The sequence below is a fragment of the Sulfurimonas sp. genome (assembly GCF_041563035.1).
In the GTDB taxonomy this organism is placed as follows: domain Bacteria; phylum Campylobacterota; class Campylobacteria; order Campylobacterales; family Sulfurimonadaceae; genus Sulfurimonas.
Genome location: NZ_JBFFNS010000001.1, coordinates 440,857 through 451,842, shown reverse-complemented (window position 1 = coordinate 451,842; position 10,986 = coordinate 440,857). Strand labels below are relative to the sequence as shown.

Below are 10,986 nucleotides of genomic sequence, written 5' to 3'. Positions count from 1 at the left end.
AAAGGACTTTCAAAATGTCAACAGGTCTTATAATTTTAATTATTATTGCTTTAGTCTTAATTCTTATGTACAACTCTTTAGTTGCAAAGAAAAATCAAGTTGAAAATATCTTCGCAAGTGTTGATACGGTTTTAAAGAAGCGTTATGACCTCATCCCAAATCTTGTAGCTACTGTAAGCAAATATATGGAACATGAAAAGTCACTTCTAACTGAGGTTACAAAACTTCGTGCAGAGGCGAACAAGCCAAACATAAGTGATGAGCAAAAGATAGCGCTAGATGCTAAAGTAAGTTCAGCTCTTGGTTCTATCATGATTGCGGTTGAAAACTATCCTGAGCTTAAAGCAAATGAAAATGTTATGCATCTGCAAGGCACTCTGCATGAAGTAGAAGAGCAGATATCAGCAGCCCGTCGTGCTTATAATCAAGCTGTGACTGACTACAACAATGCTATAGAGATGATACCTACAAACTTTATGGCTAGTGCGATGGCTTACAAAAGAAAACAAGTCTTTGAGATAGTAGAGGCTGAGAGAAAAAACGTAAATGTTAAAGAGCTTTTTAAATCTTAATTATGACAAGCACAAGTGAACTAACTGATTTTTACTACAAAACTCTCTACCCTACACTTCAAGAATTAGAACAAGAAAGAAAAAATTTAAGACATAGAATAATCGTCATAGGTGTTATCTATTCTCTTGTTGTTTTTTTACTTGCCTTTGCTCTTCTTCCACTTATAAATGAGTCTCCTGATTTTCTTTTCTTTATAGGTGCCGGATATATAGCACTTGGTGCTATCATTTACAAGTTTCTCATAAAAGACTATACAAAAGAGTTCAAACAAAACATCATAAAACCACTCATACATGCAATAGATGAAAAGCTTTCATATAACTGCGATCATCATGTAACAGAGCATCTATTTAGACGTTCTGACCTTTTTAGCGAACCAGACAGAATGAATGGTAATGACTATGTAAGAGGTAACATTGATGGAACTAAGATAGAGTTTTCTGATATTCATGCTGAAAAGAGACAAAAAGACTCAAAGGGAAGAGAGAGTTGGAGTACTATTTTTAAAGGGCTTTTCATTGTTGCAGAGTTCAACAAGAACTTTCACGGAAAAACTCTAGTCCTTCCAGATACTGCGCAAAGCACTTTTGGAAACCTGATAGGCAACTGGTTACAGTCAAATAATTTCAGTAGAGATGAGCTTGTAAAAATGGATGATAATAACTTTGAGCGAGAGTTTGTAGTCTACTCTTCAGACCAGATAGAAGCAAGATATATTCTCTCACATGCACTGATGAAAAAACTTCTTAATTTTAAAAACAAATCTGAGCATCCGGTATACATCTCTTTTATAGGCAATCATATTCACATGGCAGTCTATTATGACAAAGACCTTTTTGAGCCATCTGTATTTCGTTCACTATTAGAGTATAAAATTGCAATGGAATATGTAAAGACTCTGCACCTGGCTATCGGCATAGTAGATGAACTAAAACTAAATCAAAAACTTTGGAGCAAACAATGAGCGAAAAAAACCTAATCCTACTTAGTGTCAAAGACTTCTTTACAAAGCAGATGCTCAAATACTCTCTAGCGCCTTTTATACTTACTATAGTGATTATGTACATAATATTTTTTGTCGTAGCCGGTATAGGAGTTGAGTCTCTCGGTCAAATGCAAGTTCAGACTACAGAAACCACTATGCAAAACGGTATTCCGCATACCGAGAGTATAAGCACAATGCTTGAAGGTACTGCGATTATTCAGTTTCTAATGAGTTATGCCGTTACTTCCTGGATAGCAACTTTTCTTATCTACGCCATTGGCAGTTTTATGGTTCTCTATGCTTCTATATTTATAGCGATTATAGTCATAGGATTTCTCACTCCGTTTGTTTTAAAAGAGCTTCAACGCAGACACTATAAAGATGTTGAAATGATTGGATATTCCAATATTATCTCTGGACTTTTACTTGTAATAAAGTGGTTCATTATCATGGTTCTTCTTTTTATACTGTTAATCCCGTTTTACTTTATACCGCTGGTAAACATCATAGCTTTTAATCTTCCTCTATATTACTTTTTTCATAAAATGATTACATTTGATATCTCTTCAAATATCTGTACCAAAGAAGAAGATAAAAAAATACATTATTTTTCAGCAAACAAGATAAGACTAAAGACTTTAGCTCTTTATATCATCTCACTTATACCATTTGCTATATTCTTTGGTGCTATCTACTACGTAATATATCTAGGACATACATACTTTTTAGAAGTTAGAAAACTTCGTCTTGAGTATAATGACAACTAAAAATATACCTTCCATTTTAATATCTGCAATTCTTTCTTTCTCGTCACACCTCTCCTGAGGTGTGATGTACAACCAACCTCCCAACCTCGTTCCACCTCTCCCGAGGTGTAACGCAATCTACAACCTAAAAAAAATCACCAAAACCGACTAATCTCGATTAAACCTTCTATACCCTCATAATCTCTAGCGCTACTATATCGCCAATGAATAGATTCATCAACATAACCTCTTTTCACAGGATTTTCATGTATATACTTTATTTTGCTAATCATCATCTCATCTGTTTGTAACAACTTAGGCTGATAACCCTCTTCCCAAACTTGATGACTTTTATCTTTGTGGTGAGCCTTTTTATAAAATGCCAACTGTTCTAATATGGTAGTAACATTTTCTCGTTTTAGCATCTCAAGTATTTTCTTAGCAGTAAATTTTTTAAAAGACTCCATAGTTTTACCTAAATCATCACTCTGAACTACCAGATGCAAGTGATTTTCAAGAACAACATAAGCATAGATTTTTAAATTGTCTTTATCTTTTAAAAACTCCAAGCAGTCTAACACTATCTGAACACTCTCTTTTCTTGTAAAAATCGGTATCCAGTGCAAAATAGTGCATGTAACAAAGTGTGGGTGTGTCGGTTCATATATTTTGTATCTGCTTCTGCCCATAACAATCTCTTTTTTTCAATTGTAATGGAAGTTTTTTTATTTAGTTGATTTTATGGCAGATTGTCATATTTCTATCTCTATCTCGTTACACCTCTCCTTAGGTGTGATGTATAAATGCTATTGTACTATTGTATGCATTCCACCTTGGGAAAGGTGGAACGAGGAACTTGATAAGTCTTTGTAGAGATATTATCCGCATACTCTGCAAAAAACAAACTGTATTGAGTGGAATAAACATTTGAAATGTTATTTTTCTCATACTGATGTTTATAACCAAGTTTTGCATTATCAAGTGGATAGTAATCTACACCCGCACCGTAAGAGTTTTCGTCTCTACTTAACTCATGATATACTCTACCAGCATTTGCCGTAGTATCAATCGTTCCGATGAAACTTTCCCATCTTTTAGCTACTTCTAAGTAAGCTAAGTTAGTTTTTTCATTCTTAACTTCATAGTCAGCACCAACCATAGAACCTTTAAGTTGTGTAACAGAACCACCAATCTCGACATATAAATCATCCATAATCATATAACCAGTACCTAAAGCACCTGAGTATTGATTAACTCTTGCAGTAGAATCATCAGGAGCATACATCTTTTGATTGATATAGTTTGCACCAACTTTGATGTACCAGTTTTCAGTAAAAGGATTGTACTTCAAGACTAAACCAGATTTGATATAATCAGAAGTTCCCTCTACCTTTAACTTAACAATTTCACTGTCAAGCATAATCCCTGCACCAGCTTTTACACTTTGCGTAGAATCCGTTCTTGCACCTACACCGTAAATATTTAGAGTAGTATCTCTTTTACTAGAAGCACTTAAGCTTCCAACTAAACCTAAAATAGCTAAGGCTATTAACAATATTATTTTCATATAAGTCTCTTTTTATGATTTTATGTTAGATTCTACCCCCCCCTTATTGAGAGAGTGCTGAAATTAGGATTATTTAGCATTTTCTTGTTCCACCTCTCCTGAGGTGTAACATATAGATGCTATAGATGCTGTTGTATATCTCGTCACATCTCTCCTGAGGTGTGACGCATTGCTATAAGTGTATTGTAGTTTTATATATGCATTCCATCTCGGGAGAGATGGAACGAGGAGTAGATGCTGTTGTATGATTGCAGGCGTTCCACCTCATCTCATCACTCCTCTCCTGAGGTGTGATGTATAAATGCTATTGTACTATTGTATGCATTCCACCTTGGGAAAGGTATATGCATTCCATCTCGGGAGAGATGGAACGAGGAGAGTAAGAAAGATTCGTAATGATGGAGTAGTTGCCTGACTACTCCTCTTCTTTATCCAGCTCTTTTTGTATCAAGGCTCTAAAGGCTTCATCTTTTGGGACAAGCCCCGCTTCATAAAGAAACTGAGATGCTATAAAGTTTTGTTTTTTTATCTTGTCGTATTTTGCATAACTAAGATACAAGATATCTTTTGCGCGAGTAACTGCTACATAAAAGAGCCGTCTCTCTTCATCTAGTGAGCCACCCCTTTGCATCAGTTTTCTGTTTGGAAATCTTCCATCCATAAGATCGACTATATAAACTTCTTTATACTCAAGTCCTTTAGATGCATGAACACTAAGCAGATTTACACCCTCACCCTGAGTTAGGTCTGAAGAACCAAGTATCATAGCATTTAAAAATCTTTCATGTTCTGAGTAAGGCTTTGACAACTCTTCGAGAAGAACCATTTTTCTAGTGATTCTTGTAAGTGACTCTACCTTTTGCTTCTCATCTATAGAACCGTCTTTGAGTTGCGCTCTTTTGTTTGACAACAAATCAGATATATACTTGAATACTGCAGAAGCAGCTATCTTTTTTACAACTGTTCTTGGTTGTTTGATACCCTTTAAATCACGAAACAGAATATAGAAGTCATGCAAAAATGTTGCACTGTCTTTTGTAAGTTTTGGATGCTTTAAAATAGGGTTTTTCATAAACTTCGCTTCAAAACCAAGCTTTGCAAACTTTCCTACGGCACCAAGCTCTAAAAAGTCATCAAATAGCCCTAACTGATGATTTAGTTTTCTCTTCTCAAAAGGATTTTTTATAGACTCATCAGGAGCATAAAGACCATAAAATATACTTCCGTGTCCTAAAGTCTTTAGAGCTATATATATCTCTTTTGCCATAGCACTTCCGATGCCGCGGGCAAACTCAAAAAGATGTATAAAAGACATCATATCAGCCTCATTAACGAGTAGCGTATAAAAGTCTAAAACTGCTTTAACCTCTTTAGCATCAAAGAAACTTGTTCCGCCTTTTCTTTTACACGGAATATCAAGCTCGCGAAGCCCTACTTCGATACCATCGGCCGAGGAGTTATTTCTAAAGATAACAGCGATCTCTTCATGTGGAGTTTGTGTATCTCTTATTTTTGCAGCTATTGCGTGATACTGATCGAAAAGCTCATCATAAGCCAAAAGTGTAGGAGCTTGAGAAGGTTGATTTCTTGTAACTTCTAACTGTTTAGGATAGATGCGTTCATTATGCTCTATCACTCTTGTGGCTAAAGATAAAATTGGCACGGTAGAACGGTAATTTTTTGTAAGTGTGTGGACTACAGCATCCGGATATTTTGTAGTAAAAGAACCGATTATAGAAATATCAGCACCGTTAAAGGCATAGATGCTTTGGTCATAATCCCCAACACAAAAGAGTGATGGTGGATTCATAGCATCTATGAGTGTACCTTGAAGAGCATTTGTGTCTTGATACTCATCTACTAAAACTTCTTTATATCCAAGTTCTTTTGTTTTACATATATCCCTAAAGTTAAGAAGAAGATCATTAAAGTTTACAAAACCATACTCTTTTTTCAAGCTCTCAAACTCTTCAACTATATCTGCATATATTAGTGCAAAAAGCTCATGCTCAGGGTAAGTCTCTACTATCCAGTCTTCAAAATGTTTTTCCAGCTCTGTATTTTGATAAAAAGAGTATATGTCATAAAGATAGTTTCCGCCATAAGGAGTTATCTCAGCTCCAATATGATCAAAAGAACGCTTCTCAAAAACACTTCTAAATAGTGTTTTTAGTTCACGTTGCTGTTTTAAAACAACTCTTCCATCAACTTTTTTTAGCCATCTGTAACTAACCGCATGGAAAGTTCCGGCTTCTATCTTGCCTGCAACATCTTTACCAAAAAGTTCTGCTACACGCTCAACCATCTCCGCAGCTGCCTTGTTAGTAAAAGTAAGAAGTAAGATTTCTTGCGGTTTTACACCATTTCCCAAGAGATGTCCGATGCGACCGACTATGGTAGAAGTCTTTCCTGTACCAGCAGATGCAATAATTAGATTTTGTGCGTCATTGGAAGTTGCAGCGTTAAGTTGTTCTTGATTTAGACGAGATAATGGCAAATATAAACCCCTGCACAAAATTTTAAGAGTGTGATTATACAGAGATAAACTTCACTAGATTTTATCTCTAAGAATTACACATGCATTTTATAAGTAAAACTAATATAATATTTAAATATTTGTTTAATTATTTAAGACTATAATAATAACAATTTATAATACATATGCCTAGAAATGTTTAACTGACAGTATTCTACAAGGGGTGCGAAGATGGAAAAACTAAATTCTGCCGGGAGAAGATCTTTCTTGCATAAAATCATGCAAGGAGTAGGATATAGTGCATTTGGGGTTATAGCATGGAGTGCTTACCTTTCACAGTCACAAGCAAAGAACCTTATATTAAGACCTCCTGGATCAATTCCGGAAAAAGATTTTGTACTAAACTGTATTCGCTGTGGAATGTGTGTTGCTGCCTGTCCCTTTGATGTTTTAAAACTCTCCACCATATCAGATAATATTTCTATAGGGACTCCTTTCTTTACACCAAGAGAAGAAGCTTGTCGCTTATGTCAAGACGCACCATGTACTTCAGCTTGCCCAACTAATACACTTGATTTAAACTTATTGACCATTGATAATAAGCTATCAATAAACAGTTCAAGGATGGGTCTTGCAACTATAAACACTCAAACATGTCTGGCATACCTTGGACTGCAATGTACAATGTGCATCAGAGCATGTCCACTTGCTGACACCGCTATAGTACTAAAGAATGAGCGTAATCCCCGCACTGATATGCATGCATTTTTAAAACCTGTTGTAAATCCAGACTACTGTACAGGTTGCGGTATGTGCGAACATGCCTGCCCGACAACAGTAGCATCTATAAAAGTATTACCACTCTCTGTATCTAAGGGTGATATAGGATCTCACTACGTAGTTGGCTGGGAAGCAAAAGATGAAGATAGATTAGATGCCGCAAAATCAACAGATATAAAAGTCCAGAGAACTAAGAGAAATGAAAAAAGTGCCATAGACAACGTTAATGATGTAGATGGTATTTTGAGGGGACTTTACAATGAGTAATGTTATATATAGAAATCGTTTTTTAATATCCAGAAGGTTTACTCAAATTCTTATCATTACACTCTATTTTGGTGCGAATGCTTACGGTTGGAATATTGTGAATGGAAACTTAAGCAGCTCTCTTATTTTGGGCTTAATTCCTCTATCTGATCCATTTGCAGTACTTCAGATGTTTGTTGGGGGTGCAGTTATATCAGCCGATATTTTAGCCGGTGTAGTTGTAGTTTTATTTGCTTATGGAGTTATAGGCGGTCGTTTCTTTTGTTCTTGGGTATGTCCTGTAAATATTATTACTGAAACTGCAACTTTTTTTAGAAAAAAACTTGGATTTGCTCAAAAAGAGAAGGCTATTTTATTTAGCCGTAACATCCGTTTTTGGGTTATTGCTATATCTCTATTTTTGTCATTTATGTTCTCTATTGCAGCTTTTGATATGATAAGTCCTATTGGCATTGCGCACAGAGGTATTATATTTGGATTTGGATTTGGCTGGTTTTTTCTTGTAGCTATTTTTCTTTTTGATCTTTTTTCACAAGAGTATGGATGGTGTGGACACATCTGTCCTCTTGGCGGTTTCAATGCACTTATCGGTAAATATTCACTAATAAAAGTTACCCACGACAGAGATAAATGTTTATATTCTATGGCTTGTTTTAAAGCCTGTCCTGAAGTTGAAATACTAGATATGGTTGGAATGACAAGCAAGCCAATCAATGGTGCTGCCTGCATCAAGTGCGGACAATGCATCGAAGTTTGTGAGAACGATGCATTTAAAGTCTCTATTGTAAATATAGTAAAACAAATAAAGGATAAATGATGAAACTATTAATAATTTTCATGCTGATTATTACCTCAACTATTTTTGCAAAAGACATCACTCCATACAAATATATTCAAGCTAGTGAGGCAGTGTCAGATTTTGTAAAAGTAGATGACACTTTGATTGTTGCAACAGAAGAAGGAATCATAGATATATATGATTTGAAAAAAGATAAGCTTATCGATCGAGTAGTCCTTGAAAAACATAAAAATATTCTTGGAAATGATATACGTTCTTTAATTGTAAGTGTTGATTATCTTGATGGTAAACTTATCTTTATTGTACGTTTGCTAAGTACTTTGAGAGAGCTTTATATTTACGAAAATAAAAAAATAAAAAAAATATTGGATGAGTCAAAGAATCTGGCACTTCAAAAGATAAAGTTTGTAGATGCAGATACTATAATGATGGCTACAATGGACAATGAGCTTATACTGTTTGATTTGAAAACTAACAAAGCCATCTATAGAAAACAGCTAAATCTGGCTAGTTTTTCAGACTTTTCATTTAGCGAAGACCATAAGTATCTATTCACATCCGATGAGACTCCACAAATCAGCAAAATAGAAATCAAAACCGCAAAGACAGTAGAGGTATATAATAAAGCCAACAAAAGAGATATCTTTTCTATTGACTACAAAAATGGTTTGCTAATAAGTGGAGGAAAAGACAAGCGTGTGATCCTATATAAAACACCAAAAATATATAAGATGACAAAAGGTAAATTCTTTATATATAGTGTTGCATTAAACCCAGATGCAACAAAGGCCGCTTTTGTTAAAAATGAAAATAGTGAGATTTCTGTTATTGACACAACAACACTGGAAGAGAAATATGTTTTAAAAGGTCACAAACAGACATTACTAAAAATTGATTTTCATAGTTCAAACGAGCTTATTACAGCAGATGAAGCAAATAAGTTGATGTTTTGGAGATTGAAATAATTATGTATTTAAAATGTCAGCCTTTTAAATATATAATTATTTTTATATGTTATAATCATGTATTAAGTAATAGAACTAAGGTGACAAAATATGCAAGCCGCTAGAGATACTCTCAAAATTATATCAAACGAAACAAAAAACTCAATTGATCAACTATCAGTAGTTACACCTAGTATGTATGCTTCAATCTTTTCAAAATACGCTAATAATCACAATGCAAATATAGAAGATGAAAAAGAATTAGCCAAAGAGCTGATGATTATGGAGTGCTCAAATTTAACAGATTTACAGACTCAAGCTTCAAAAAATGCAATGCAACTTAGTGCAAATACAGAAAAAGCCATAGAAGCGATCAAAGAAAAAGATGAAAAGATATTAAATAATATACTAAAAGAGACTGAAGATCTTCGTCGTGAAGTAGAAAAATTAAAAGAATCTGTTTATAAAGATGAACTTACCAATGTACAAAACAGAAAGTGGTTACACGATTACTTTTTAGAAGACAACTCTCAAAACCTTAAAGATGCAGGAACTCTTGCTATCATTGATCTAAACTATTTTAAACTTGTAAATGATACTTTTGGTCATATTATTGGGGATAAAGTACTTATATTTATAGCTAATCAGCTTAGAAAAACAAAGTACAGTGTAGTTAGATATGGTGGGGATGAGTTTATAATAATGTTTTCAAAAAAAGTTTCTTCAGCAAAAGCTATAGCAAATTTGAATACCATCAGAGAAGAGATAATTTCAAAGAAACTAAAAGCACAGAATGACTCCTTTCATGTCAGCTTTTCATTTGGGGTTAGTGAGTACAAAGCTGGTCAAACATTGTCAGATGTTATAGAAGATGCTGATAAGCACATGTATGAAGATAAAATAGAGATTAAAAAAAGAGTTACCGGAATATAAGTATATCCTCACATATTTTTTGCTAGAATTGAGAAAGTGTATATTTAATCATTTTTAACAAGAGGCATATATGACTGAAAAAAAAGATTTGTTTATGCAAACAGGTAAATCTCAAATATCAACAACTAATATGTTAATTGAGAAATTAAAACCCTCCATTGAGTATTTAACCTATAATATCAAACGATATAACGTTCCTATAACTTTGGTTCTATTTTATTCAGAAGAGGATATTTCAGATAAACTACATGATAGTGTAAGATTAACTGACGTAATTGATAGCATCAAAATTGGCGATTCTTACTTTAACTTTGTATTTTTAATATTTACAGATGAGGAAGATAGTTACGCGTTTGTTAAACATGTAGAATATAATAAACTGAGTAATATTGATCACTTTTATTACTACGAGACCTTACAGCCTGAAATATATAACTACTATAATTTTATAAATACCTATCTATTTGAAATAGACGAGAAGAAGAAAAATAACGATTTAGCTTAATCATTCTTTTAATCCAATAATATAATTAGCAAATTTTCTGACACCATTTTCACTCTGAATATCTTTTAATTTTGTTTTATGCATTTTAGTATATATCTTAGACATGGAACTTGAATCATCAATAATATTTTTAAGTTTTTCAGCTAATGACTCTTGGGACAATAAAGCTAATTTTACAGACGAAGATATAGCCTTTTTATCGGCTTTTTTACCGTGACACATAATACAATTTTTATATACTTCTTCACTCTCAAATGCTAACAAAGTAAGAGAACTCAGTACCAATAACCCCAGCATCTTTTTCATCTTTTCCTACCTCATTTATAATTTTTTATAACTAAAGTTTATAACACTTATTCTTAAAATACTATTTAACAGGTTATATATTGTTATCACCCGAATGTGTGATTT

12 protein-coding genes are annotated in these 10,986 nt (G+C 33.8%); 8 read left to right on the top strand and 4 right to left on the bottom strand.

Annotated elements, in window-relative coordinates; all coding sequences use genetic code 11:
- Nucleotides 1-14: 14 nt before the first annotated feature.
- From ABZC13_RS02095 to ABZC13_RS02085, 3 genes are read left to right on the top strand one after another with little or no spacing between them, the layout of a single operon-like run.
- Nucleotides 15-572, top strand: coding sequence for a LemA family protein (locus tag ABZC13_RS02095; protein WP_372999303.1), 558 nt, complete (start codon nucleotides 15-17; stop codon nucleotides 570-572).
- A gap of 2 nt (nucleotides 573-574) precedes the next feature.
- Nucleotides 575-1,537 carry a DUF3137 domain-containing protein gene (locus ABZC13_RS02090; RefSeq protein ID WP_372999300.1) on the top strand — a complete coding sequence of 321 codons (963 nt, stop codon included), beginning with the start codon at nucleotides 575-577 and terminating at the stop codon, nucleotides 1,535-1,537.
- Nucleotides 1,534-2,325, top strand: a complete 792-nt coding sequence (locus tag ABZC13_RS02085; RefSeq protein WP_372999297.1) for an EI24 domain-containing protein — start codon at nucleotides 1,534-1,536, stop codon at nucleotides 2,323-2,325. The genes ABZC13_RS02090 and ABZC13_RS02085 overlap by 4 nt, the downstream gene beginning before the upstream one ends.
- Before the next feature lie 134 nt (nucleotides 2,326-2,459).
- On the opposite strand, the gene ABZC13_RS02080 is transcribed toward ABZC13_RS02085, so the two are convergent.
- From ABZC13_RS02080 to ABZC13_RS02070, 3 genes are all read right to left on the bottom strand, one after another.
- On the bottom strand, nucleotides 2,460-2,993 hold the full coding sequence (locus ABZC13_RS02080; RefSeq protein WP_372999293.1) for a transposase: 534 nt from the start codon (nucleotides 2,991-2,993) through the stop codon (nucleotides 2,460-2,462).
- Between the two features lie 125 nt (nucleotides 2,994-3,118).
- Nucleotides 3,119-3,871: a hypothetical protein gene (locus ABZC13_RS02075; RefSeq protein WP_372999290.1), complete on the bottom strand. Its 753-nt coding sequence runs from the start codon at nucleotides 3,869-3,871 to the stop codon at nucleotides 3,119-3,121.
- 415 nt (nucleotides 3,872-4,286) lie between these two features.
- Complete coding sequence (locus ABZC13_RS02070) at nucleotides 4,287-6,368, bottom strand: ATP-dependent helicase (RefSeq protein WP_372999287.1); 2,082 nt, start codon at nucleotides 6,366-6,368, stop codon at nucleotides 4,287-4,289.
- A gap of 210 nt (nucleotides 6,369-6,578) precedes the next feature.
- Between ABZC13_RS02070 and napG the strand changes: the two genes are divergently transcribed.
- The 5 genes from napG (at nucleotide 6,579) to ABZC13_RS02045 (ending at nucleotide 10,575) form a co-directional block, all read left to right on the top strand.
- Nucleotides 6,579-7,394: a ferredoxin-type protein NapG gene (gene napG / locus ABZC13_RS02065; protein WP_372999284.1), complete on the top strand. Its 816-nt coding sequence runs from the start codon at nucleotides 6,579-6,581 to the stop codon at nucleotides 7,392-7,394.
- Complete coding sequence (gene napH / locus ABZC13_RS02060; RefSeq protein WP_372999281.1) at nucleotides 7,387-8,211, top strand: quinol dehydrogenase ferredoxin subunit NapH; 825 nt, start codon at nucleotides 7,387-7,389, stop codon at nucleotides 8,209-8,211. The genes napG and napH overlap by 8 nt, the downstream gene beginning before the upstream one ends.
- Nucleotides 8,211-9,158: a hypothetical protein gene (locus tag ABZC13_RS02055; protein ID WP_372999278.1), complete on the top strand. Its 948-nt coding sequence runs from the start codon at nucleotides 8,211-8,213 to the stop codon at nucleotides 9,156-9,158. The genes napH and ABZC13_RS02055 overlap by 1 nt, the downstream gene beginning before the upstream one ends.
- 90 nt (nucleotides 9,159-9,248) lie before the next feature.
- Nucleotides 9,249-10,070 carry a GGDEF domain-containing protein gene (locus ABZC13_RS02050; protein ID WP_372999275.1) on the top strand — a complete coding sequence of 274 codons (822 nt, stop codon included), beginning with the start codon at nucleotides 9,249-9,251 and terminating at the stop codon, nucleotides 10,068-10,070.
- A gap of 70 nt (nucleotides 10,071-10,140) precedes the next feature.
- The gene (locus tag ABZC13_RS02045; RefSeq protein ID WP_372999272.1) at nucleotides 10,141-10,575 is read left to right on the top strand and encodes a hypothetical protein; all 435 of its coding nucleotides are present in this window, start codon (nucleotides 10,141-10,143) and stop codon (nucleotides 10,573-10,575) included.
- Here the strand turns inward: ABZC13_RS02045 and ABZC13_RS02040 are convergent, their stop codons facing one another.
- Nucleotides 10,576-10,881, bottom strand: a complete 306-nt coding sequence (locus ABZC13_RS02040) for a hypothetical protein (RefSeq protein WP_372999269.1) — start codon at nucleotides 10,879-10,881, stop codon at nucleotides 10,576-10,578.
- Between the last annotated feature and the right edge of the window lie 105 nt (nucleotides 10,882-10,986).